Consider the following 24,088-nt stretch of genomic DNA (forward strand, 5'->3'; position numbering starts at 1 on the left):
TTTGGCTTTTATGACGGGACGCGGTGCGGGTCAGCATCGCGATGGGCGGCAAGACACTACACGCTGGCTGTATTTTAGACCACAATAAGGCCTTGGTGCGCGCGCAAAGCACGCTAGCTTGGCATCATGAATTTTGATTCCATGATCCCGCACACCCTGATCCGTAAAGCCCGCGAATATTCGCGTAGATTATGGGTGCGCGTGGTGTTCCTGGGCCTCTTGGCCTTTGTCGCCCTTGGGGTCACGCAGGTAATCGAGGCGCTGATCCCCAAAGAGTTGGGAACGACGCTGACGGGCGCTGCCGCTGACCGCCTGTTGCAGATCATTGCAAACGCAATGCTGGCCGTTACCACGTTTTCCATCACCGTGATGGTCACGGTTTATCGTGCCTCATCAACACAATGGACGCCGCGGGTGCATCGCCTGATCATTCAGGACCGCACGACACAGAACACATTGGCAGTGTTCATCGGTGCCTATGTCTATGCGCTGGTCGCCATCATCCTGCGCGAGCTTGGCATTTATGTCGATGAACGTGCGCTGGTGCTGTTCGTGATGACGGTTTTGGTGCTGGCGGTGATTGTGATCTATTTGATCCGCTGGGTTTTGCATCTGCAAACCTTTGGCAGCCTGATCGACACGACCCGCCAGATCGAAGACGTGACGCGGGCGCAGTTTCAGGATCGGTTGGACAATCCCTGTCTGGGGGCGAATGCCTTTACCGGCGAGGTGCCGGAAGGCGCAAAGGAACTGCACGCCTGGGAAAGCGGCTATATTCAGCACATTTATCCTGAGGCGCTTGATGCGGCGGCCAAGGCGCATGGTGTCGAGCTTTATCTGATCAAGAACATCGGCCACTTTTCCTTTGTCAATGAACCGATGCTGATGGTGGCCGATCGGGGTAAGCCTGAAGACGATGACCACGACTGGGACAGCCTTGTAGCGGCTGTGCGCGCCAACGTTCGGCTCGGCGACCTGCGCACCTATGATCAGGATCCCCGCTTTGGTCTTGTGGTGATGGGCGAGGTCGCGTCAAAGGCCCTGTCACCCGGCGTCAATGATCCCGGCACAGCGATTGATGTGATCACCCGGATTGGCCGTATCCTGTCGGCCTATACCGATGAAAAATCGCAAGACCGAGACACCAAACTGGACCGGCTTTATGTTGCTCCGCTAGACCCCAAAGACCTGGTCGAGGATGGTTTTGCCGCCCTTGCGCGCGATGGGGTCGCGGTTGTTGAGGTACAACAGCGCCTGCAATCGGTGTTGGCGGGCCTGATGCGGCACCCAGATGACGGGTTGTGCAAAGCCGCACGCGACGCAGCCGAGGTGCATTTGCGCCGCACGTTAGGCGCTATTGATTTTGAACCGGACCGGGAGCGTGTGTTGTCCTCGGCGGCGTCAGATTTGTGCACTGAACTGCGAAAAGAAGTGCTTGACCAAGCGGGGGAGTGACATCTCGGACCGCAACTTGCCCCGCTGCGACGAGACATGTCGCGGATGGGCAATCTGACGGCACGTGACGGGTTCAGATTGCGAGGCAACGTAACCCTCACTCAGGACCCATCCCCATGCGCACCCATGCCCAAGCCGTTGTCATCGGAGGCGGCGTAATCGGCTGCTCGATCCTGTATCACCTGACCAAAATGGGATGGACGGATGTAGTGCTGCTGGAACGGTCTGAACTGACGTCGGGGTCGACCTGGCATGCGGCGGCCAACATTCACGGGCTGCATGACAACAACAACATCACCCGCATTCAGAATTATACGATGGACCTCTACAATGCGCTTGAGGCAGAGACCGGGCAGTCCTGCGGCGTCTTTCAACCCGGATCGCTTTATCTGGCACAGACCGAAGCGCGCGAACATCAATTGCGCCTGCAGGCGGCCAAGGCGAAATACTACGGCTTGCCGTTTCGCGAAGTGAGCCGGGCAGAGGCCGAGGAACTGCATCCTTTGGTCAATTACGATGGCATCCGCTGTATCATGTTCGAAGAAAACGGCGGCAATGTGGACCCCTCGGGCGTGACCAATGCCTATGCGGTTGGTGCGCGCCAGAACGGGGCTGAGATCATTCGCTTTTGCCCGGTGACAGGGACCGAGCAACAGGCAGACGGGTCGTGGATTGTGCGCACTGAAAAGGGCGATATTGCAACGCAGTGGGTGGTCAATGCGGCAGGCCTCTGGGGGCGCGAGGTGGCGGCAATGGCGGGGTTGAAGCTGCCGTTGCAACCGACCGAACACCAGTATTTCGTGACCGAAACGATTGCCGAGATTGCCGGGATGGACCGGCGATTGCCGTCCGTCGCGGACCGGGACGGCGAATATTATCTGCGTCAGGAGGGCAAGGGCCTGCTCGTCGGTGCCTATGAAAAAGACATGCGGTTCTGGGCCGAAGACGGCACGCCGCAGGGTTTTGGCCACGAGCTTTTTGCCGATGATCTGGAGCGGATTGAAGACAACATGATGCGCGCGATTGACCGAGTGCCGGCAGTTGGCGAGGCGGGGATCAAACGGGTGATCAACGGACCGATGATCTGGTCGCCTGACAGCAACGTGTTGTTTGGGCCAGTGCCGGAGTTGTCAAATTACTTCTGCTGCAACGGGATCATTCCGGGATTTTCGCAATCGGGTGGCATGGGGTTGCTGGCGGCGGATTGGATTGTCACCGGTGAGACACGCTATGACATGTTCGCCTGGGATATGGCACGCTTTGGCAACTGGGCCGATGCGGCGTTCACCAAAGCGCGGGTACGCGACCAATATGCCAACCGCTTCAAAATCCATTTCCCGAACGAAGAACGCGATGCAGGCCGCGCGGTGCGTACCAGACCTGTCTATGAGGTGCAAAAGGACATGGGTGCCGTCTTTGGCCTGAACTATGGCTGGGAACATCCGCTTTATTTCGGTGATACGGTGGGGGCCAAGGATGAAACCCATGGCTTCACCCGTCAGGGCTGGTGGGATATTGTCGGGCGCGAATGTAAGATGTTGCGCGATAACGCAGGCATCATCGACATCTCGAACTTTGCCAAATACCGGGTCAAAGGGGCAGGGGCCGAGGCGTGGCTGAATGCGCTTTTTGCCAACACCATGCCCAAAACGGTGGGCCGGTCCTGCCTGACGCCGCTGATCGGTGTGCGCGGTGGCATTGCGGGTGATTTTACAGTCACACGTCTGGGCGAGGATGAGTTCTGGATCATCGGATCAGGGATGGCCGAACGCTATCACCAGAGGTTCTTTAAGGAGGTACCGCTGCCTGACGGCACAACATTCGAAAGCCAGACCGTCAAGATGTGCGGCTTTAACGTCGCCGGGCCAAAGTCGCGGGACATGTTGCAGCGTTTGACCAACACCTCGCTGGCCACCGCGGATTTCCCGTTCATGCGGTCCAAATGGATCGAACTGGCGGGTGTCAATGTTCTGGCGCTGCGGGTGTCATTCACCGGCGATCTGGGGTGGGAGCTGCATTGTGCGACCGCAGATCAGGCGCGGCTTTACGCAGCACTCATTGCGGCGGGCAAGGACGTGGGCGCAGGCCCTGTCGGATCGCGCGCGCTGATGTCGCTGCGCATCGAAAAAGGCTATGGCTCTTGGAGCCGCGAGTATTCTCCTGAATACTGGCCTCAGGAAGTCGGCCTCGATCGGTTGTGCAAGATGGAAAAAGAGTTTCTGAACAAAGCAGCCGTGGCCGAAACCCTGGCCAAAGCGCCGCGTGAACATTTGGTGATCCTGGCCCTGGACCCGGCCCAGACCGATGCGTCAAATGCCGATGCGACGGGGGGGGAGCCAATTTTCAAGGACGGCAAGGGCATCGGGCGGGTGACCTCCGGGGCCTATGGCTATTCTGTCGGGCAATCGCTGGCGCTTGGGTTCGTGAAGGGTGTTGAACCAGGTGAAGAGGTTGAAGTGATGGTGCTGGGCACGTCCCATAAGGCAGTGGTTTTGGCCGAGCCGCCCTTCGATCCCAAGGGCGAAAAACTGCGCGCGTAGTTGTGACGCTGTTCATGGGGCCGTCTGCGCCCCATGCACGCGTCTGTTGCCCCGACCCCCATCATGGATGCGCGGTGGATAGAGTTTCACCTGTTTAAGGCGCAGAATGGCGGACCCCCATCGTCGATATGCTGGCACTGCATAACGGCAATGCGGCTGTGACGTAGAGTTTCGCACCGCACGCCATTGACTAGATCAGGGGTGCGGTTACGTACTGTAAAGATATTCATTACGGATTAATAAGAAAGCAATTCCATATGTACGCCGATATTCAGAACCTGTTGCAAAAGCGCGCAGAGCTGCTGTGCAAGGGTCAATTTGAAGAGGTGGCAAAGCACTACCACTTGCCGTTTGTTGCCTACCACGATGGTTTTCCTGTTTATGTAAGAAAACATTCAGAGGTCATTGACGCCTTGGCAAGAATTGCGGCTGTGCTGACCTCCAGAGGTGTGGTGCGGCTGGATGTTGACGTGATTTCGATGGACTTGCCCAAGAACAAGCGTTTCAGGGTGTCGGGCCGCTATAGCCAGATCGACGGGCGGGGCGACGTTGTTTCGCAATCCGATATGGTTCTCTATTTTGTCGAGTCTCCCAAAGGGCCCATTATTGAAATGGTGGAATCGCACGACTGTCCTATGGCAGAGGTTTGGGAGCCGGAAAGCGCATTCGCCTGAGAACGGGCTGAAAGTTCGCCCCTCGTGGCGTAGTGGCTGCCTGAACATGCACTACACCGCGAAAGCTACAGTGGTCTGATTTTCAACTGCGTGATCCGGTTGCCTTCCCGCGCCAACACCTCAAACCGGTAGCCGTGGAACGAAAACACCTGACCCGGTGTCGGGATCATCTGCGCCTCATGGATCACCAGGCCTGCAACTGTGTTGGCCTCGTCATCGGGCAGCGACCAGTCCGTGGCGCGGTTCATGTCGCGGATGGTCATGGCCCCGTCAACGATCAGATGGCCGTCTTCGGCGGTTTTGACAGGGTGATCCGCGTCGGGGTCAAATTCGTCCGTAATCTCGCCGACGATTTCTTCCAGAATATCCTCTAGCGTGATCAACCCTTGCAGCGAGCCATATTCATCAACAACCAGCGCAAAATGCGTGCGCCGGCGCAGGAACTGGCGCATCTGTTCGTCCAGTGTTGAGGTTTCAGGCACGAAATACGGCTTCATCGCCACGGCGGCGATGTCGAAATCCTTGAGGGCGGCGGCATCGCCTTCGGGGCCGCCAATCAGCTTGTACATGGCGCGCAACAGGTCTTTTGCATGGATCACGCCGATGATGTTTTCGGGATCATCGCGGTAAACCGGCAGACGGGTGTGGTTGGAATCCAGACATTGCCCCAGAATTTCCGAAGGATTGCTGGCCGCATTGATCATCTCAATCCCGGAGCGGTGCAACATGATCTCCTCAACCGCGCGTTCGCGGAGATCAAGCGCGCCCAGAATGCGGTCGCGGTCTTCTTTTTCCACCACGCCTTCGGAATGGCCCAGTTGCAGGGCACCGGCGATCTCTTCGCGCACCGCCAGAATGTTACTGTCAGGATCAATCGCCACGCCAAAAAGGCCAAGGATGCCCCGCACCAGAAACCGAACCGCCGCCACCAGCGGCGAAAAGACCAACACAACAATCGCAATGGGCCGCGACACCAGCGCGGCGGCGCGTTCGGCATTGGTGATGGCATAGGTTTTGGGCAGCACCTCGGCAAAGATCAGCACCAGCAGGGTCATCACCAGCGTGGCCAGTGCCACACCGGATTCGCCAAACATCCGGGTAAACATTGCGGTGGCCAGCGATGCGGCCAGAATGTTCACAAGGTTGTTGCCCAAGAGCACCGACCCGATCAGGCGTTCGTTGTCTTCGGTGATCTTGAGTGCACGGGTTGCGCCGCGCGATCCCTTGTCCGCCTGCGCGCGCAGTTTGCCGCGTGACGCAGCGGTCAGCGCCGTTTCGGAGCCTGAAAAGAATCCTGACAGGATCAGCAGAAACAGAATGATCCCGGAACTGAACCAAAAAGCGCCATCAAACATTGCAGTGCCGGTTTCCATTTGTGAAAGTATCCATGTGATATAATTTACATGTGGTTATGGGCATACCACCGGTGTCATTCAAGGGTTCAGGCGGGGTAGATGGCGATGAAACATGCTGATCTGGGCGCATTGGATGGCCCTGTTTTGCTGTTTGGGGGGCCGTATTCGAATGTTCAGGCTTTGGATGCGGTGATTGCGGCAGCAGCGGCACGTGGCATTGATCGCGGGCATATGATGTGTACGGGCGATATTGCGGCCTATTGCGGCGCGCCCGGCCCCTGCGTGCAGCGCCTGCGGGATCTGGCCTGCCCGGTGGTGGCGGGCAATTGCGAGGTGCAGTTGGCCAGCGGTGCACCGGGTTGCGGATGCGGATTTGACGCGGGATCAACCTGTGATCTGCTGAGCGTGGGGTGGTATGGTTTCGCGGCATCCGCCCTCTCGGCCGATGACAAGGCATGGATGGGCCAATTGCCGGATTTCATCACCTTCATCCATCAGGGCGCGCGGTACGCCGCGATACATGGTGGCGTCACTGATGTTTCCCGATTTATCTGGGGCAGCTCGGATGCTTCTGTCTTTGATCACGAATGGCAGGCATTGGAGGATCACATCGGCCCGGTCGATCACATCATCGCAGGCCATTGTGGCATCCCGTTTATCCGCAAGACGCCGAAGGGCCGGTGGATCAATGCCGGCGTGATCGGGATGCCGCCCCATGACGGGCGTCAACAGACGCGCTTTGCGATACTCGATGGCGGTGAGGTCCAGATCCATCGGCTGGATTACGACGTGGCAGGTGCGATGCGTGACATGGCGGATGCCGGTCTGCCCGACGGGTACAGGCGCGGATTGCAGTCGGGCTATTGGCCGTCCGAAGATATTCTGCCTGCCGATTTGCGTTTGCCCTCTTTGGCAAGGGGATGATGTTCGAGCACCAGTTCGGACAACCGCTCCTCAAGCACGTGGGTGTAGATTTCCGTGGTGGCCACATCCGCATGGCCCAGCATGGTCTGAATGGCGCGCAGGTCTGCACCATGCGCCAGCAAATGCGTCGCAAAGGCATGACGCAGCGTGTGCGGGGTGACTTTGGCAGGGTCAACGCCCGCGGCCACCGCGAATTCCTTGATCAGCAGATAAAACCGATGCCGGGTCAGATGGCCTGACGCGCCGCGCGATGGAAACAGATGCCTTGAGACAGGCAGACGCTTGGCCTGCGCGGCCTCATCCTGTTTGTCGCGAATCAGCAGCCATTCAGCCAGCGCAGTGCGGGCAGGGGGCGACAGCGGCACCATGCGTTCCTTGCCACCCTTGCCCATGATCAACAACAGCCGTGGATCACCGCGCGTGGCACTGATCGGCAGACCGACCAATTCGCTGACCCGCATGCCCGTCGCATAAAGCAGTTCCATAAGGCAGGTATTGCGGGTCTGGTCGGCTTGTGACCGGCCAGAGGCGCGTGCGGCCTCAAGCAGGGCGTCCACCTCGGCCTCTGAAAGGATCTTGGGCAGGCGTTTATCCTGACCGGGGCCTGCAATCTGGATCGCGGGATTGTCGGTGCGCAACCCTTCCTCAAAAGCAAAGCGGTACAGCTGTTTGATTGCAGATAGCCGTCGGGCGCGGGTGGACTTGGCCAGACCTTGCGCATCGCAATACACCAGATATGCCTCAACCTCCGCCTTTGTGGCCTGCATAAAATCAGAGCCACGGCGCGACAGAAACGCATCGAAATCCTTGAGATCGCGGCCATACGCCAGCAGCGTGTTGGTTGCGGCACCCAATTCGGCCGCCTGCGCCTCTAGAAAGCTGGAAATCCAATGAAAAGTCTGCGTCTGCATGATCTCACCGCTCCAGCAAAAGGGTTTGCAACGCTAAACGGCGCGCCGTGTCCTCAAGACCCAAAGCGCGCAACGTCGCAAGCGCATCGCGCAGCGCACCGGCATCCCCGCCCGCCCCGTCGTGCAGAAGGTCAAGCAAGATCAGGATGCTCTCGCCCAGCCGCTTCTGGCGGGTACCGGCGATCAGATCGGCGCGCGGTGTTGCCGTTGTAAACGCCTCGAACACCGCCCGTTCCATCACATCATCCGGCGCTTTTTCGGGCATTTCACCAATGCCAATCGCGGTGAGCAGTGATTTCTGCTGGGCATTGACCGATGCCACTTCATAGGCGGGTGACAGCAGGGCAATCTCAAAAGCGATGTCAGCGGCGCGACCGGTCAGGGGTATCTGCGCAAGCGGATCGGCAAACAACGTGGCAAATGACACCTCAAGCCCTGCTTCATGCATCGCGGCCCAGACCGTTGGCAGGGTTTTTGCCACAGCCTCGGCGCTGCCGGTGTTAAGCGCTGTTTCAAACCGTTGCAGGGCGGAAACCCGGTCCCAGATGCCCCCTGAAGCGGCGGCTTGCCGATCCGTGTAAAGGCCCAGCAAACGATTGTCCGGCAAGGCACCCAGCCGCGTCAAACGCTCTGCGGCCTCCAACTGCGCCTTCCACCCCGCAACATCGCGCAGATCTGCAACAGCGTATGGGCGGGCCAAATTGCCTGTTGGCAAAGGCTCGCCAATGGTTTCGAACAACCGAAAACTGAGCGGGTCCATTTTCCGTGGCGCGCGCAGGGGCGGCGCGCCCTCATAGGCATCGGGGTTCAGGAACCGGTCGATCAGATCAAGCTTTTCGTCGCTCATCAGCCCCAGTGCCTGCGCCGACCCAAATGTAAGCGCTGCATTGTCCCAGTTGCCCGCCCGTGCCGCACAGAAAATCCGGGTGCCATAGTCGCGGGTCAGATGCGGTGCACCTGCCAAGGTGGCACAGGCGCGGTCTTCTGTTCCGTTCAACAGGCTGATCTGCATCCATAAATCGAAATGATCAGGCGACGTCGTCACCCCGGCCTGTTCGATCAGCGACAAGGCCGGATCAAGCGCGCCCAGCGTCACCAGCTTTTCAACACGCGCCAGCGCCAGGGCGTCCCCCGCCGCCACACCGCCACGCGGGGCCTGCGCCTCGGCCAGCAAGACCGTATAAAGCAGCGCCTGTGCGGCAGGCAGGGTCGGATCGGCAAGGTCTTTGATTTTCTTGATGATCTGATCTGCGTCGCTGCCCGCCCAGATGTCGGTTGGCAACCCGGTCACGGCCGTTGGCACCAATCCGATTTCGCGCGGGCTGCCTTCGCCCAGGGGTGCGACTGTCACGACCGGTGGCGTGCCGCTTTTGGTCACGGGCGGTTCGGTTGATTGCTGCCCTTCAGGGATCTGCGAGGGCAGCTGGCCCGTCGTGGCAGGGCCTTGCGTGCCCAGCCAGTCAATCACCGACAGCGGGGTTTGGCCGGACGGCATTTCTTGCGTCTGGGCGTGGGCGCTAAAGGCCATAAATGCCGGTACAAACACCCAAATTCCCAGATTGGCCATCCGCATCATCCGCATGTTATTGCGCAATCAATGTCACGGGTTCACGCGTTTCTACCTGATCGGGGGAAAAATCGACACCAAAGAACGGACCGAGATACGCATATCCAACAAGCCCGATAAAGCCCAGAATCAATAGAATTATCAGCAGCTTGATCAGTTTGCCCATGAAAAATGCCCGTTCGTTTTTTGTATTCTTTACCCATTCTATATATGGCCTTTTCCCCAATATCACGTCATTCAGATAAAAATGAGCGGAATTGAGCAAACACAAGCCGATGCAGGCAAGTCCGCCCCCCGGTACGTCTTGAAAAAGACCGTGGCCATGGTGGGGATGATGGGTGCTGGCAAGACCGCCGTGGGCCGTGCCGTCGCCACAAAGCTCGGCGTACCATTTCTGGACAGCGACAGTGAGATCGAAGCGGCAGCAAACCTGAGTGTTCCCGAAATCTTTGCCCGGGATGGCGAGGCCTTTTTTCGCAAGCGCGAAACAGAGGTGATTTCGCGCTTGTTGGATGGGACCGCTTGTATCCTGTCGACCGGCGGCGGCGCTTTTCTGGCTGAGGTGAACCGCGAAATGATTGGCGCGCGCGGTGTCTCGCTGTGGCTGAATGCTGATCTGAATCTGCTGTGGAACCGGGTGCGCCACAAGGACACCCGGCCTTTGCTGCACACGAAAGACCCCAAAGCAACGCTTCAGGCGCTCTATCAGGTGCGGGTGCCGATCTATGAAAAGTCAGATCTTTCCGTGCTTTGCGCGCCGAAAATTACCATTGATTCCATGGCGGAACGGGTGATTGAGACGTTGCTGAGCAGGCCGGATGTGTTGGAGAGACGCGATGCGTGAGACCGTGAACGTCAATCTGCCGGGCCGCGCCTATGATGTGGTGATCGGCCCTGATCTGTTGGCAGAGGCGGGCGCATATCTCGCCCCGATGCTGGCCCGCAAAAAGGTCGCGGTGATTTCGGATGCAAATGTCGCGGCCCTGCATCTGGAAACGCTGCGTGCTGGATTGGCGACCGCCGGGATTGAGATGGCGGCGATGACGCTGCCGCCCGGCGAGGCGACGAAAAGCTGGGAACAGCTGAACATCTGCTGTGATTGGCTGCTGGATCAAAAGGTGGAACGCCGCGATCTGGTGATCGCCTTTGGCGGCGGCGTTGTGGGTGATCTGGTGGGCTTTGCCGCAGCCATCCTGCGGCGTGGGGTGCGGTTTGTGCAAATCCCGACGTCGCTGCTGGCACAGGTCGACAGCTCTGTTGGTGGCAAGACCGGGATCAATGCAGCACAGGGCAAGAACCTGATCGGGGCGTTTCATCAGCCGTCATTGGTGCTGGCGGACACAGCCGTTCTGGGCACGCTCACGGCCCGCGATTTTCTGGCGGGCTACGGTGAGGTGGTCAAATACGGGCTGCTGGGGGATGCGACATTCTTTGACTGGCTTGAGGCCCAAGGCCCGGCATTGGCAGCCGGTGATGGGGCCGCTCGGGTCGAAGCGGTGCGGCGGTCGGTGCAGATGAAGGCCGACATTGTGATGCGCGACGAGACAGAGCAGGGCGATCGGGCATTGCTGAACCTTGGCCATACGTTCTGTCATGCGCTTGAGGCGGCAACCGGATATTCGGACCGTTTGTTGCACGGCGAGGGCGTCGCGATCGGGTGTGCGCTGGCGTTTGAATTGTCAGCGCGGCTAGGCCTGTGCAGTCAAGAGGACCCAAGCCGGGTGCGTGCGCATCTCAAGGCGATGAGGATGAAAACTGACCTGTCCGACATTGCGGGTGATCTGCCGGATGCCGAAGGCCTGCTGGATCTGATGGGACAGGACAAGAAAGTGGTCGATGGTCAGTTGCGGTTTATTCTGGCACGCGGCATTGGTGCCGCTTTTGTCACCGGCGATGTGCCCCGCGATGCGGTGCTTGGCGTATTGCGCGATGGATTGGCCGCGCGCTAACCGTCAGTCGCGCCGCAGAACCATTGCGAACTTGTCCTCTGCTGAAAAACCGACGACCTCGTAAAACGCCTTGGCACCGCGCTTTTGCCCGGTCATCAGCATGATTTTATAGGCGTCCGCATCCCAGGCCGCCGCGATCGCCGCATTCATCACTGTGCGGCCCAGACCCTGTTTTTGATGATCGCGCCGCGTCACCACGTTTTCGATCAATGCATAGGGACGCGCATTCCAAAGCACATTTGGCAGCAAATGCAGCGTCACCATTGAAACCAGATCATCGCCGATAAAGCCGCCAAAAACCGAGGTGCCGGGATGGGTGATCACAGCGTCAAACGCACCCGCATCTTGTGCGGGTGGTCCGACCGTAAGTTCATTGTAAAGCAAGAGCGCGCTGTCCACGTCGGCATGACCCAAAACGCGAACAGAGACGCCCGACCGCATCAGAACGGAATTTCATCATCCAGATCACGCGACGATCCACCGCCGCTGCCGCTACCGCCCCCTGAGGAGGAAGGGCCGCTGTCATATCCGCCGCCCTGATCGTAGCCGCCGCCGCCAGCGCCGCGGTCATCATATCCGCCCCCACCGCCTGATCCGCCGCCATCGCGCCCATCAAGCATGGTCAGCGTTCCGTTAAAGCCCTGCAACACCACTTCAGTGCTATAGCGGTCGGCACCAGACTGATCTTGCCATTTGCGGGTCTGCAACTGGCCCTCGATATATACCTTGGAGCCCTTTTTCAGATATTGTTCGGCGATCCGCACCAGACCTTCCTGAAAAATCGCAACGCTGTGCCATTCGGTCTTTTCGCGGCGTTCGCCGGTGTTGCGGTCTTTCCATGTCTCGGATGTCGCAATGCGCAGATTGCACACTTTGCCGCCGTTCTGAAACGAACGCACTTCGGGGTCGCGCCCCAGATTGCCGATAAGGATCACTTTGTTGACTGAGCCGGCCATGTCGCCCCCCTTGGTATTGTCGTTTTTGCAGGGCCGAATCCATCGACCTCTTCTAATTGTGTTGCTTATAGCTTGGTTGATCCATGGTTAACATCGGGTTTCCGCCCAAATTGCCGCAGCCGGTCGTGAATTCAAAGGCTGACAAAAACCGCTGGAGTTGGTAAGGAGTGGACCGAACGAAGGGTTGGGGGACTGGAATAGATGCGCAGATCGCAAATATGGGCCGTTGCGGCAGTCGCCAGTATGGTTTTCGGGTCCGCTGCGCCGGTTTCCGCTGATATTTTTTCGTCTAAGAACCGCCGTGGCCTCTTTAACGCCCAAAAAAGCGTGCTCGATAACCGCGCGGCCAAACAATATTCCGCCTCGGTCCGGCTGAAACCACCGACCGTTGTGACACCCACCAAATGGGACGACCAGACCCCCGAATACCGGGGCAAATACAAGGGCGTCTATCTTGCACTCGCCCGCGAGGCGGCCAATCGGCACGGCATTCCGGCTGACCTGTTCTTGCGCCTGATCCAGCAGGAAAGCGGATGGAATGCCGGTGCGCGGTCGCACAAAGGGGCGATGGGATTGGCGCAGCTGATGCCAGCCACGGCGCGTAAATTACGGGTTAATCCCGACAATCCCGAAGAAAACCTCGAAGGCGGCGCACGCTATCTGAAACAGCAATACCGGACCTTTGGCACATGGCGTCTGGCGCTTGCCGCTTATAACGCAGGTCCAGGGGCGGTGAAAAAGTACGGAGGCATCCCGCCGTACAAAGAAACCAGGAATTACGTGAAAGTAATCGCAGGCAATTGAGGCTAGGGTCTTGGCATTATCTAAGACACGTCCGACATTTTGTTGGGCTCTCGTAATTGGCGCTGTCATTTCGATCGCCGTTTGCGCGTTTTTTCTGCACCTTGACCTGAATGTTGATCCGGCTGTCTCAAGGCTGCAAACTGACCGATTTCCTTTGCCCAGGCCTTGGACAATATTCGCATCACTGCTAATCGGCATGGCTCTTGGAACGCAGCTTGCGCTTTTATGGGTAAATTGGCATCGAATGCGTTCAGTTCTTAAACCAAATATCGGACGCTTGATCGGGTTCGCCATTTTGATTGTCCTTGCGCCGGTTTCTCAAATTTGGGGCATCCCGGTTGCAAACATTTTTTGGTTGTTCTGGCTGATCAACTCTATCCTGACAGGGGAAATGTTTAGTTGGCACAATATAGAATATAACCAATTGGCCCCCACCATCCTGACCATTTGTTATCTGCCACTTTTTTACATCTTTTCCTGCCTGTCCATCAGCGGCATTCAAAGGAAACCGCTGAGAATAGCTATTTTTGGTCAAGTTTGGCTCGCAGCTTATGGTACAGTTCTGCTTATTTTTGGATTTTATTCTGGGAATATGTGAATTTCGGCGGTGTCTCAGCCAGCAGCCCAGCACCGGATCACAGAGGACTGCGGGCAATTATTTTGAACCCGAAAGTCGGACAACCAGCGAAGTTTATGGCAATGGGCAGATCATGGAATGATCCGCCCCTTGTTTCATGTTGAATGTCATTCCGCCGCGACGTTCACTTCAATCACTGGCTCCATTTCATCAAACTTTTCTTGTGAGAGATGGCATTTGACCTGATGCCCATCCGCCATGGTGCGCATCGGCGGCACTTCTTTTTCACAAAGCCCGCCCGGTACCTCGGATTTCCAACGGCACCGCGTCTGGAACGGACAGCCCGGTGGCGGGTTCATGGCTGACGGAATGTCCCCCTCAAGCACGATGTGCTTTTTCTTGACCTTGGTGTCTGCAATCGGCACCGCCGACAGCAGCGCCTCGGTATAGGGGTGATAGGGCGGGCTGAACACCTGATCGGTGCTCCCGAGTTCAACCACATGGCCCAGATACATCACCATCACCCGGTCGCTCAGATAGCGCACAATCGATAGATCGTGGCTGATGAAAAGCAGCGTGGTTTTCTGTTCGCGCTGGATTTCCATAAGCAGGTCCGTGACCGCAGCCTGCACCGACACATCCAGCGCCGACACCGGTTCATCCGCCACCACAATGCGCGCATCACCCGCAAAGGCGCGCGCGATGCCGACCCGTTGCTTTTGCCCACCGGACAATTGCCGCGGCATCCGGACGGCAAATTCACGCGGCAGTTTCACCAGATCAAGCAGTTCCAGCATCCGTTGCCAGCGCTCTTTCTCGTTCTTGCCGATTTTAAAGATCTCAAGGGCACGTACGATCTGGCGGCCCACGGTCATTGACGGGTTCAGCGTATCAAAGGGGTTCTGGAACACCATCTGAATGTCGGCCACGTTCTGGGTTGTGCGTTCTTCGATCGGGACGCTGCCAATCTCCTGATTGTCGAGCGTGATGGTCCCTTCGGTGGCGGTTTCCAGTCCCATGAGCACCTTGGCAAAGGTCGATTTGCCACAGCCGGATTCACCCACAATCGCCAGCGTCTCGGATTCGCGGGCTTCAAAGCTGAGGGTTTCGTTGGCTTTGACCACCTTGGTGTCGCCGCCGCCAAACATCGCATTGGCCGCGACCTGATAGTATTTCTTGAGGTTTTCCATCTTCAGGACAACTTTGCCCACATCACCCTTGGTTTTGACCTCGGCCAACTCAAGCGGGGCCTGCCAGTCGATTTCCTGGAACTTCAGGCAACGGGTGTGGTGGCGGTCATTGCCCGGCACCGGATACATCGGGATGGCCTTGTTTTCGTTGCACAGACCCTCTTCAAAATAGTCACAGCGCGGCCCAAAGTTACAGCCCGGCGGGCGTTCGTGGGGCAGGGGGAAGTTACCGGGAATGGCGATCAGCGGGCGCGCGTTCTTGTCGGCACCGGGCAACGGGATCGAACGAAACAGCGCCTGCGTATAGGGGTGCTGCATCTCGTCGAACACCTCTTCGATGGTGCCGCGCTCGACCGCTTCGCCGGAATACATCACGCAAACCCGGTCGCAGGTTTCAAGGATCAGACCAAGGTTATGCGAAATGAACAACATCGAGGTGCCGTATTTGGTGCCAAGTTCCTTGACCAGCTGCACCACAGCCGCCTCAACCGTCACGTCCAGCGCTGTCGTGGGTTCGTCCAGGATCAACAATGACGGTTCTGACATCAGCGCCATCGCAATGACGATGCGCTGTTGCTGTCCGCCGGACAACTGGTGTGGATATGCATTCAGGATGCGCGACGGGTCGGGCAGTTTCACGTCCGTCACCACCTGAAGCGCGCGCGCCATGGCTTCTTTTTCATCCATCCCGGCATGGATCATCGGAACCTCGGCCAGTTGCTTTCCGATCTTCATGGCCGGGTTCAGGGATGCCATCGGTTCTTGATAGATCATCGCAATCTCGGACCCGCGGATGTCGCGCAGTTCCTCGTCCGACATTTCGCCCAGATCGCGGCCCTTGAACTTGATCGAGCCGCCGACAACGCGGCCATTCTTGCCCAAATCCTGCATGACGCCCAGCGCCACAGTGGATTTGCCGCAACCGGATTCGCCAACCAACCCGACCGCTTCGCCGGGCTTGACTGAAACGGAAAAGTCCATGACCGCCGGAATTTCCCGCAGCCGGGTGAAAAACGAAATCGACAGTTTGTCGATCTCCAGAATTGGACCGTCATAATCCGTCTTAGGCATCTCTTGTCTCCCTCATAGGGTGCCGATTTAGAGGGTGGTATCGCCTCTTATCAGCTTAAATATTTGGTGGACCGGGGGTATCCGCCCGGTCCGCACCTTTCATCAATCGCGCAGGCTTTCTTCTCGCAGACCATCCGCCAGCAGGTTGAGCCCCAGAACAAGGCTCAATAGCGCCACCGCCGGTGCCAAGGCCGCATGTGGATAAAGCGACAGCAAACGACGACCCGAGTTGATCGTGCTGCCCCAATCCGGGCTTTCAGATTCAAGCCCCAGACCAAAGAAACCCAAGGTCCCCAGCAGGATGGTCGTATAGCCAATGCGCAAACAGAAATCGACGATCAGCGGCCCCCGCGCATTGGGCAGGATTTCCCACAACATGATGTACCATGGACCCTCACCACGGGTCTGTGCCGCGGCCACATAGTCGCGTGTCTTGATATCCAGCGCGAGGCCCCGGACGATCCGAAACACTGTAGGCGAATTCACAAACACCACCGACACAAACACCACAAGAATGCCTGCATCGATGTTGAAAAGGTCAATCGCGTTGGGAAGGCCGGGAATGCGGTAGGTCTCTGCATCCACAATCGCGCCATTCGTGCTGATCAATGACAGGTAGAGCCAGGCCATCACCCCCAGAACCACGACCAGCAAAGGCGTGCGGAATGTCGGTTGCGTGTAATAGCGCGAATTCAGCAAGATCCCGACGAACACCAGCGGGAACACAAACAGGAACGCAGCCATATAATTGGGAATACCTGTCAGCACGATCTCTGGTGTGACCAGCAGATAAAACAGCAAGATCACCGGGAAGGCGAGGATGAGGTTGGCCAGAAACGACAGGATCGTGTCCAGACGGCCGCCATAATACCCCGCAGGCAACCCCAGCGTGATGCCCACCATGAACGCAAAGAGCGTTGCCAGCGGGGCGATCTGCACCACGACCCATGATCCCTTGATCAAGCGGCTGAACACATCGCGCGCAAGATTGTCACCGCCCAGCAGGAACCACTGAAAGTCATTTTCCTCGGCCCGCGCGAGCGGGGTACCGGGCAGTTTGTTTTTCATGCCCGAGACCTGGCTCAGGCTGTCATGGGTGGTCAGCATGTCGAAGACACCCCCAAAGATGCCGGTGAACACCCAGAACATCACAATCGCAAACCCGATCATGCCCACGGTGCTGTCAAAGAGTTTGCCGTAAAGCCCCAGCTTGCGCTTGAATGTGATCGACAGCGCGAAGGTTGCGATCAGCGCGATCCACACCGGCAAGAACTGGCGTGACATGCCGCCAATGATACCGGCCCCTGTGCCCATGAAGACGCCAAGAACGAGGTAGGCAAGCACAAGTGCCACCGCCGAATAAAACAGGTAGGTGACAATCACACCGATAAATCCGCTGGCACCGCTATCTGCGGCCAGTGTCCCATCTGCATTGACTGCCCGCGTGCCGGATACGGTGACGTAGGAGGCCACGATCTGGATCACGACCATCAAAGCCAACAGTGCGATGACCAGAAAAAAGATAAAGTTCAGTCCGCTTAAGGACCCGGTCCATGACAATTGTTCCATGTCCATGCTCCCTTAAGAAATGCGAATGCGTGGGTTCAGGTAAACATAGCCGATATCCGATATCAGCTGCGTCACCAGCACCACGACAACTGAAACGACCGACACTGCCAGCAACAGCTCAATATCGTTGTTGGAGGCCGCCTGTACCAAGAGCCAGCCAAAGCCCTTGTAGTTGAACAGGGTCTCAACGATGACCACCCCATTCAGCAACCAGGGGATCTGCAACATGATCACTGTAAACGGTGCAATCAGCGCGTTACGCAGCGCGTGTTTTAACACGATGTCGCTGAATTTAACGCCTTTCAGACGCGCGGTGCGGATATATTGTGCGGTCATCACCTCGGTCATCGAGGCCCGTGTCATCCGCGCAATATAGCCCATCCCATATAGCGAAATGGTCAGCACCGGCAAAAAGAAGTTCCAGAAATTTGCGCTATCCATGGCGCTGGTGGCAGAGCCAAGGAACAGGGTCTTGCTTTCCAAAAGCCCGATCTCGCTCAGCCAGGGTGATATGCCAAACTTTGAGGACGCCAGAACCGCAATGAAAATAACGCCGGAGACATATTCGGGTGTTGCGGTTGTGGCGATCGAAAAGGTGGACAGCGACCGGTCAAGCTTTGATCCCTCGCGCATGCCCGCCAATACACCGACAAGCAGCGCCGTTGGCACCATCAGGATCAACACCCAAAGCATGAGCTTTCCGGTCAGCGCCAACCGGGTCAGCACTGTCGCCCCGACATCATCCTTGAATACGGTTGAGAACCCCCAGTCACCCTGCAGGATACCGCAGCGTGTCGGGCGCTCCGCCTCGGGGGTGCCTTCTGGAAAGCAGCGGCCAAATACCTTGCCATCTTCTTTTTCCGTGACCCATCCCGGCATGACGCCCAACCATTCGCCAAACTTGTCGTAGGTGGGTTGCAGATAGCCACGGTCGCCCAGATAGCTGGCAACCGCTTCATCCGACATCCGGAAGTTGCCTTGCGTCTTGGCCAGCTTTTCAAGGTTTGGATAGAGATTGGTCAGCCAGAACACGATGAACGTCAGGCACAGCGCCGTCAGCAACATCACGCCCAGGCGGCGAAGTATGAATAGTCCCATGAAGTGCCCCTGTTGAGTGGCTAAGCAGGTTTGTCCCGCCGGTTTTGGTTTTTATCACGTCCGGCGCTCGGTGCCTTGCTGTGATCATCCAAGCACATAGTGCTCTGAATTATTTATCGTTTCTTTTCGAACCCCCACGTGGTTACGGGGGCGCTTGGGGGCGCGCTGGCATTGCACAATCAATATCACCTGAAAATCCCCCACGCCTATGAGGCATGACTCCGATGCACAGGTCAACGGCAACTTCCGCCCTTTCGCGGTTATTTTGCGACATGTTTCTTGTATGAAAGCGACCTTTACTTCAGGGGCGGCTTTGTCTGTTGTTCTCTTGCCCGGGCTTTGCCGCGCGCAGCTTGCTGGGCGCATGTCCCGTATGTTGCTGCATAAATCGGGTGAAATAGGCGGCTGATCCAAATCCAAGATGTCGGGCAATGTCCTGAGCGGGCTGTATGGTTTCACTCAAGAGACTGCGGGCCGCGTAAACCACACGTTCGGTCAACAGATCAGCCGCGGTTTTGCCGGTGGCGGCCTTGACCGCACGGGTCAGATGGGTGGGTGTCACGCCAAGCTCGGCGGCATAGTCGGCCATTGGTGCGCCGCTGGCATAGCGTGCAGATACCATTGCACAGTACCGTGCGCTGAGCCGGGCAGCGGCGTTGCGGCGGGTGGGCACATGTTCCTCTTGCATGATCTGTCGTCTGAGCCAGACAGACATCAGCGCCGCATGTGCTTCCAATGCGTCCTGACGCAGGGGGCGCTGCGAATTTTGTTCGCGCTGTGCGGCTTCAATCAGGCCGTTAAGCTCTGTTTGCACATGGACATCCCTGATTCTGAGATGGCGTGGAATTTCAGGCAACCTGAGCGGCGTGCCTTGCGGGATCACCACCACTTGCCCCATGCCCTGCCGACCCAGATCAAGGGCAAAAAGCGCACCCGACGGGATCAACAGCGCGTTGTGCACCCCCAGACCCCGGCGTTGCCCATCAAGCAACACGCGGCCCTGTCCACGGGTAATCCAGATCAGCAGATGGTGTGGGCGGTCATGGGCAAGCTGCAGTTTCCAGTCCTGTCCGGCGGTCAATTGCGGCAAGGTCTGGATCTTGATGTCAAAGGAGTGCTCAGTCATGAAAACATCGCATATGGGAAAGAGTTCAGGGCGGTTAATCCCAAAATACCCCCACAAAAATCACCATTTGTCAATTTTATGGACACTCAAGGCTGGTGAATATGCGCCCACGTTGCCATTTTGCTGCGCATCCAGGTGCGTTGTCGTTTGGCAAATTGCCGGGTGGCGGTCACAGCGGCGTTTCGTGCCTGATCAAGCGTCATGTCACCGCGCAGATGCGCCATCAGTTCCGGCACCCCAATGGCGCGGTGCGCAGGCAGGGCAGGATCATAGGTCGGCTGAACTGCTGCAACCTCGTCCAACGCACCGCCGTCGATCATCAGGTCAAACCGCTGCGCGATCCGATTGTTCAACCAGTCCTTGTCCGCGTCGATCACAATGGGAAAACACCGATCCAGCGGCAAAAGCGGCGGGGCCGTATTGTCCTGCCATGCGGCCAGACCCCGCCCGGTTGCTTGCTGAACTTCCCATGCCCGCTGTACGCGGACCCGGTTCATGATGTCGATCCGTTTGGCGGTTTCGGGGTCAATCCCGGCCAGCAATTGTGCGTGCTCCAGTGCATCGCCCTGCGCGCGGACCGCGGGTGGCGTGGCCGGGATATCGGCCAGACCCTGCGTCAGAGCGGTAAAATAAAGCCCGGTACCGCCCACGATGATCGGCCTGACCCCGTCCAGCAATCCCGCCACCTCGCGCAGCCAGTGGCCGGTGGAATAGGCTTGGGTGGCCGCAATATGCCCATAAAGCAGATGCGGCGCGCGCGCCTCTTCTTCGGCAGAGGGGCGCGCGGTGATCACCCGCCAGCACGCATAAACCTGCGAGGCATCGGCATTTACGATGACGCCGCCCTGCCGTTCGGCAATCTCAAGCGCCAGCGCCGATTTACCCGACGCGGTCGGGCCTGCAATCAGGACGGGCTGATCAGGCGACAGCTGTTCCAGCAGATCAGAGGCGGCAATTGGCATGGGGCGGCATATTTCTTTCTCAAGACCAGCGGGGACGGATTGAACCTTGCCTCCATTTGCGACATTTTGCGGCAGATTGAAATGCTCAATGACCCTCCGAAAGGTGCCCCCAATGTCCGATGCCACGCCCCAAGACGCCCCGCAGTCCACGTTCAAACGGGTCATGCTCAAGATTTCGGGTGAGGCGCTGATGGGAGATCAGGGGTTCGGCCTGCATCCGCCGACGGTGGAACGGATTGCGCGCGAGGTGCAGACCGTGCACGAAATGGGCGTTGAAATCTGCATGGTCATTGGGGGCGGCAACATCTTTCGGGGCCTGCAAGGGTCGGCTCAGGGGATGGAACGGACCACCGCAGATTACATGGGCATGCTCGCAACGGTAATGAACGCGCTGGCGATGCAATCCGCGCTGGAAGGGCTGGGCATCCACACCCGCGTCATTTCGGCCATCACGATGAACGAGGTGGCAGAGCCCTATATCCGCCGCCGTGCTGTGCGCCACCTTGAGAAAAAACGCGTTTGCATCTTTGCCGCCGGCACCGGCAACCCGTATTTCACCACCGATACCGCCGCCACCCTGCGCGCCAATGAAATGTCCTGCGAGGCGATCTTTAAAGGCACCAAGGTTGACGGTGTCTATGACAAGGACCCCAACAAGTTTGCCGATGCCAAACGCTATGACACGGTCAGCTATGATGACGTTTTGCAAAAGCGTCTGGGTGTGATGGACGCCAGCGCCATTGCACTGGCCCGAGACAACAACCTGCCGATCATTGTGTTCTCATTGGATGAACCGGGCGGTTTCCGTGGCATTCTCGCGGGCGAGGGCACGTACACGCGGGTGCAGGGGTAGGAAGCATCAGAGGTTTGCCGTTCCTGCGGTGACGCAGGTCTTTGCGGGGCTGATGTGGAACCAAGGGATGAGGAAACCATCAAAATCGGCGACGGATCTGATGGTGCAGATGCTTGGACCAAGCTAATCCCTAGTATCCACTGCGGTCCGATGTGCAAAGTTCAGATCATACCGCCCCGACCAAGCCTTCCGATCCAATTTTGGGTCCGGTCATAATTCGCGAATATTCCTTGAGATATGGTTATTCCGGGACATCGGTGGGCGGAGGCGACTATACAAGTGCGACAGGCTGTCATAAATAGTCCACCAACAGCCCAGACAGCAGTACGAGGAAACCATGGCAGAAGACTTCATACTTGATACCGACGATCTTGAGCGGCGGATGGAGGGGGCGTTTGGCGCACTGCGCACGGAATTTGCGTCGCTGCGCACAGGGCGCGCCTCGGCGTCTATGTTGGAACCGGTAATGGTCGATGCCTATGGCTCCATGACCCCGATCAATCAGGTCGGCACGGTCAACGTTCCGGAATCGCGGATGGTCACGATCAACGTCTGGGACAAGGCGCTGGTCGGCAAGGTTGAAAAAGCGATCCGCGAATCTGGCTTGGGCATCAATCCACAGCTGAATGGCACCATCATCATGCTGCCGATCCCTGAATTGAACGAAGAACGGCGCACCCAGCTGACCAAAGTCGCGGGCCAATACGCCGAACATGCGCGCGTCAGCGTCCGCAATGTCCGCCGCGACGGCATGGACCAGATCAAAAAAGCCAAGAATGACGGCGCGCTGTCAGAAGATGATCAGAAAATTTGGGAAGATGAAGTTCAGGAAATTACCAAAAAGTTCATCTCCAGGATCGATGATCAACTTGAAACCAAACAAGCCGAGATCATGCAGGTTTAATCCGATCTGTGAGCTAGATGCCTGTCAATTGAAAGTTAGTACATGAGTTCCGCCAACCTGCCAGCTTCCGGGCCAAAGACCAAAATCGTTCCCGGTGGGCCGCGCCATGTGGCGATCATCATGGATGGCAACGGGCGGTGGGCAACACAGCGCGGCAGACCGCGGTTGTTTGGCCACCATGCGGGGGCCAAAAGAGTACGGGAAGTGGTCGAATCCTGCCCGGATTTTGGCGTCGAATACCTGACGATCTTTGCATTCTCGACGGAGAACTGGAAGCGCACTCAGGTCGAAGTTGCCGGGCTGATGAGCCTTTTTCGGCGCTATATCAAAAAGGAAACCCGCAGCCTGTCTGAATTTGGCGTGCGGGTGCGTTTCATCGGCGACAGGGTCCGGCTTGACGACAAGCTGATCAAGATGATGACCGATCTTGAAGAGGCGACAGAGCACAACACGCTGGTGCACCTGACCATCGCGATAAACTATGGCAGCCGCGACGAGGTCGCCCGCGCCACACGGCGGTTGGCGCAGGATGTGGCAGACGGGCGGCTTGATCCGGCAGCGGTGGATGAAGAAACCTTGCCCAAATATTTGGATACCTACGTTCTTCCCGATCCTGATCTGGTCATCCGCACCAGCGGCGAGGCGAGGATTTCCAACTTTCTGCTGTGGCAATCTGCCTATGCTGAATACGAATTTATCGACACCTTGTGGCCCGACTTTTCCAAAGAAGAATTCGGCCGACTGTGCGCCGCCTACGGCGACCGTGATCGCCGTTTCGGTGCCGTGAAAACCTGACCGGAGAGACAGATGAACACATCGCCTGAACAATGGTCTGACCTGACAGCGCGGATGGCGTCGTCGGCTGCGATGGTGCTGATCGGATTGATCGGTATCTGGTTTGGGGGGCACATATTTCATGCGCTGGTGGCGCTGATTTGTGGCCTGATGGTCTGGGAGCTGGTTGGCATGCTGCGTCCGGGCGTGCGCCACGTGCAGTTGCAGTTGGGCGTGTTGACCGGGTTCGCGGTCTTCCTTGCGATCTATCTTCCGGTCGGATTCGCCCTGCCGATTTTGCTGGCCCCGGCGATGATCGGATTTGGCTATCTGTCTGAAAACCGGACAATTTATATGTCCTATACCGTGCTGATCCTGCTGGCCGGATACGGCATGATGCAGGTCCGCGATGACATGGGTTTTGGGTGGCTGTTGTGGCTGGTGATGGTTGTGGTTGTCACCGATGTGGTTGGCTATTTTGCCGGTCGCGCTTTTGGCGGGCCAAAATTTTGGCCCCGCGTCAGCCCCAAGAAAACATGGTCCGGCACCGCCTCTGGATGGGTGGGCGCAGCAATTGTGGGGCTGCTCTTTTCGATCAACACCGGCGTGGGTCTGCAATTGATCGGGATATCCATCGCGGTCTCGATGGCATCGCAGATGGGCGATATTGCTGAATCCGGGCTGAAGCGGACGATGGGTGTCAAGGACAGCTCAGACCTGATCCCCGGCCACGGCGGATTGCTGGACCGCTTTGACGGGATGTTGGGAGCCTCATTGTTTTTGCTGATCATCGGCCAGTTTATTGGCTTTCCTCCGGGACTGGGCTGAC

At 57.8% G+C, this 24,088-nt stretch carries 23 protein-coding genes; 12 read left to right on the top strand and 11 right to left on the bottom strand.

The genetic code is table 11. The features are described 5' to 3' along the window. The first annotated feature begins 126 nt into the window (after nucleotides 1-126). The 3 genes from C1J02_RS10350 (at nucleotide 127) to C1J02_RS10360 (ending at nucleotide 4,669) form a co-directional block, all read left to right on the top strand. A complete protein-coding gene (locus C1J02_RS10350; protein ID WP_114878507.1) occupies nucleotides 127-1,455 on the top strand; it encodes a DUF2254 domain-containing protein in 1,329 nt (442 codons plus the stop codon). 116 nt (nucleotides 1,456-1,571) lie between these two features. Beyond that, the gene (locus C1J02_RS10355; protein WP_114878508.1) at nucleotides 1,572-3,995 is read left to right on the top strand and encodes an FAD-dependent oxidoreductase; all 2,424 of its coding nucleotides are present in this window, start codon (nucleotides 1,572-1,574) and stop codon (nucleotides 3,993-3,995) included. A 257-nt stretch (nucleotides 3,996-4,252) separates the two neighbouring features. After that, a complete protein-coding gene (locus tag C1J02_RS10360) occupies nucleotides 4,253-4,669 on the top strand; it encodes a hypothetical protein (protein WP_114878509.1) in 417 nt (138 codons plus the stop codon). Nucleotides 4,670-4,734: 65 nt separating this feature from the next. On the opposite strand, the gene C1J02_RS10365 is transcribed toward C1J02_RS10360, so the two are convergent. Then, nucleotides 4,735-6,042: an HlyC/CorC family transporter gene (locus C1J02_RS10365; RefSeq protein WP_114878510.1), complete on the bottom strand. Its 1,308-nt coding sequence runs from the start codon at nucleotides 6,040-6,042 to the stop codon at nucleotides 4,735-4,737. Between the two features lie 81 nt (nucleotides 6,043-6,123). On the opposite strand from C1J02_RS10365, the gene C1J02_RS10370 reads away from it, so the two are divergent. Then, nucleotides 6,124-6,948, top strand: coding sequence for a metallophosphoesterase (locus C1J02_RS10370; protein WP_368073752.1), 825 nt, complete (start codon nucleotides 6,124-6,126; stop codon nucleotides 6,946-6,948). On the opposite strand, the gene C1J02_RS10375 is transcribed toward C1J02_RS10370, so the two are convergent. The 3 genes from C1J02_RS10375 to C1J02_RS21060 are packed head-to-tail and all read right to left on the bottom strand — an operon-like array spanning nucleotide 6,885 to nucleotide 9,592. Next, nucleotides 6,885-7,859: a site-specific tyrosine recombinase XerD gene (locus C1J02_RS10375; RefSeq protein WP_114878511.1), complete on the bottom strand. Its 975-nt coding sequence runs from the start codon at nucleotides 7,857-7,859 to the stop codon at nucleotides 6,885-6,887. The two genes, C1J02_RS10370 and C1J02_RS10375, sit on opposite strands and share 64 nt — an antisense overlap. 4 nt (nucleotides 7,860-7,863) lie before the next feature. Further along, nucleotides 7,864-9,426, bottom strand: a complete 1,563-nt coding sequence (locus C1J02_RS10380) for a hypothetical protein (RefSeq protein ID WP_254693082.1) — start codon at nucleotides 9,424-9,426, stop codon at nucleotides 7,864-7,866. A gap of 16 nt (nucleotides 9,427-9,442) precedes the next feature. Next, the gene (locus C1J02_RS21060; RefSeq protein ID WP_205389794.1) at nucleotides 9,443-9,592 is read right to left on the bottom strand and encodes a hypothetical protein; all 150 of its coding nucleotides are present in this window, start codon (nucleotides 9,590-9,592) and stop codon (nucleotides 9,443-9,445) included. A gap of 81 nt (nucleotides 9,593-9,673) precedes the next feature. Here C1J02_RS21060 and C1J02_RS10385 point away from each other — a divergent pair, with 81 nt between their 5' ends. Both C1J02_RS10385 and aroB read left to right on the top strand, forming a co-directional pair. Further along, nucleotides 9,674-10,270, top strand: a complete 597-nt coding sequence (locus C1J02_RS10385; RefSeq protein ID WP_114878513.1) for a shikimate kinase — start codon at nucleotides 9,674-9,676, stop codon at nucleotides 10,268-10,270. Beyond that, nucleotides 10,263-11,375, top strand: coding sequence for a 3-dehydroquinate synthase (aroB, locus tag C1J02_RS10390; protein ID WP_114878514.1), 1,113 nt, complete (start codon nucleotides 10,263-10,265; stop codon nucleotides 11,373-11,375). Before C1J02_RS10385 ends, aroB begins: the two co-directional genes overlap by 8 nt. 3 nt (nucleotides 11,376-11,378) lie before the next feature. On the opposite strand, the gene C1J02_RS10395 is transcribed toward aroB, so the two are convergent. Together C1J02_RS10395 and C1J02_RS10400 are read right to left on the bottom strand one after the other, a co-directional pair. After that, nucleotides 11,379-11,816, bottom strand: a complete 438-nt coding sequence (locus tag C1J02_RS10395) for a GNAT family N-acetyltransferase (RefSeq protein WP_114878515.1) — start codon at nucleotides 11,814-11,816, stop codon at nucleotides 11,379-11,381. Beyond that, nucleotides 11,816-12,331 (bottom strand): single-stranded DNA-binding protein, encoded by a 516-nt coding sequence (locus tag C1J02_RS10400; protein ID WP_114878516.1) that lies wholly within the window; start codon nucleotides 12,329-12,331, stop codon nucleotides 11,816-11,818. The genes C1J02_RS10395 and C1J02_RS10400 overlap by 1 nt, the downstream gene beginning before the upstream one ends. 201 nt (nucleotides 12,332-12,532) lie before the next feature. On the opposite strand from C1J02_RS10400, the gene C1J02_RS10405 reads away from it, so the two are divergent. Further along, nucleotides 12,533-13,135 carry a lytic transglycosylase domain-containing protein gene (locus C1J02_RS10405; RefSeq protein ID WP_114878517.1) on the top strand — a complete coding sequence of 201 codons (603 nt, stop codon included), beginning with the start codon at nucleotides 12,533-12,535 and terminating at the stop codon, nucleotides 13,133-13,135. Nucleotides 13,136-13,145: 10 nt separating this feature from the next. Then, a complete protein-coding gene (locus C1J02_RS20895) occupies nucleotides 13,146-13,733 on the top strand; it encodes a hypothetical protein (RefSeq protein WP_162798301.1) in 588 nt (195 codons plus the stop codon). Between the two features lie 146 nt (nucleotides 13,734-13,879). On the opposite strand, the gene C1J02_RS10415 is transcribed toward C1J02_RS20895, so the two are convergent. The 5 genes from C1J02_RS10415 to miaA all read right to left on the bottom strand — a co-directional run bounded on the left by C1J02_RS10415 (nucleotide 13,880) and on the right by miaA (nucleotide 20,728). Then, nucleotides 13,880-15,973, bottom strand: coding sequence for an ABC transporter ATP-binding protein (locus C1J02_RS10415; protein WP_114878519.1), 2,094 nt, complete (start codon nucleotides 15,971-15,973; stop codon nucleotides 13,880-13,882). A 102-nt stretch (nucleotides 15,974-16,075) separates the two neighbouring features. Continuing rightward, the gene (locus C1J02_RS10420; protein WP_205389795.1) at nucleotides 16,076-17,542 is read right to left on the bottom strand and encodes an ABC transporter permease; all 1,467 of its coding nucleotides are present in this window, start codon (nucleotides 17,540-17,542) and stop codon (nucleotides 16,076-16,078) included. A gap of 12 nt (nucleotides 17,543-17,554) precedes the next feature. Then, the gene (locus C1J02_RS10425; protein ID WP_114878520.1) at nucleotides 17,555-18,640 is read right to left on the bottom strand and encodes an ABC transporter permease; all 1,086 of its coding nucleotides are present in this window, start codon (nucleotides 18,638-18,640) and stop codon (nucleotides 17,555-17,557) included. Nucleotides 18,641-18,941: 301 nt separating this feature from the next. Then, on the bottom strand, nucleotides 18,942-19,766 hold the full coding sequence (locus C1J02_RS10430; protein ID WP_114878521.1) for an AraC family transcriptional regulator: 825 nt from the start codon (nucleotides 19,764-19,766) through the stop codon (nucleotides 18,942-18,944). 86 nt (nucleotides 19,767-19,852) lie between these two features. After that, nucleotides 19,853-20,728 carry a tRNA (adenosine(37)-N6)-dimethylallyltransferase MiaA gene (miaA, locus tag C1J02_RS10435; RefSeq protein WP_114878522.1) on the bottom strand — a complete coding sequence of 292 codons (876 nt, stop codon included), beginning with the start codon at nucleotides 20,726-20,728 and terminating at the stop codon, nucleotides 19,853-19,855. A 112-nt stretch (nucleotides 20,729-20,840) separates the two neighbouring features. On the opposite strand from miaA, the gene pyrH reads away from it, so the two are divergent. The 4 genes from pyrH to C1J02_RS10455 all read left to right on the top strand — a co-directional run bounded on the left by pyrH (nucleotide 20,841) and on the right by C1J02_RS10455 (nucleotide 24,087). Then, a complete protein-coding gene (gene pyrH, locus C1J02_RS10440) occupies nucleotides 20,841-21,581 on the top strand; it encodes a UMP kinase (RefSeq protein WP_114878523.1) in 741 nt (246 codons plus the stop codon). A 337-nt stretch (nucleotides 21,582-21,918) separates the two neighbouring features. Then, nucleotides 21,919-22,485: a ribosome recycling factor gene (gene frr, locus C1J02_RS10445; RefSeq protein ID WP_114878524.1), complete on the top strand. Its 567-nt coding sequence runs from the start codon at nucleotides 21,919-21,921 to the stop codon at nucleotides 22,483-22,485. 42 nt (nucleotides 22,486-22,527) lie between these two features. Continuing rightward, the gene (gene uppS / locus C1J02_RS10450; protein WP_114878525.1) at nucleotides 22,528-23,280 is read left to right on the top strand and encodes a polyprenyl diphosphate synthase; all 753 of its coding nucleotides are present in this window, start codon (nucleotides 22,528-22,530) and stop codon (nucleotides 23,278-23,280) included. Between the two features lie 12 nt (nucleotides 23,281-23,292). Then, the gene (locus C1J02_RS10455) at nucleotides 23,293-24,087 is read left to right on the top strand and encodes a phosphatidate cytidylyltransferase (protein WP_114878526.1); all 795 of its coding nucleotides are present in this window, start codon (nucleotides 23,293-23,295) and stop codon (nucleotides 24,085-24,087) included. Nucleotide 24,088 lies beyond the last annotated feature (1 nt).

It is taken from the genome of Sulfitobacter sp. SK011, assembly GCF_003352065.1.
Taxonomy (GTDB): domain Bacteria; phylum Pseudomonadota; class Alphaproteobacteria; order Rhodobacterales; family Rhodobacteraceae; genus Sulfitobacter.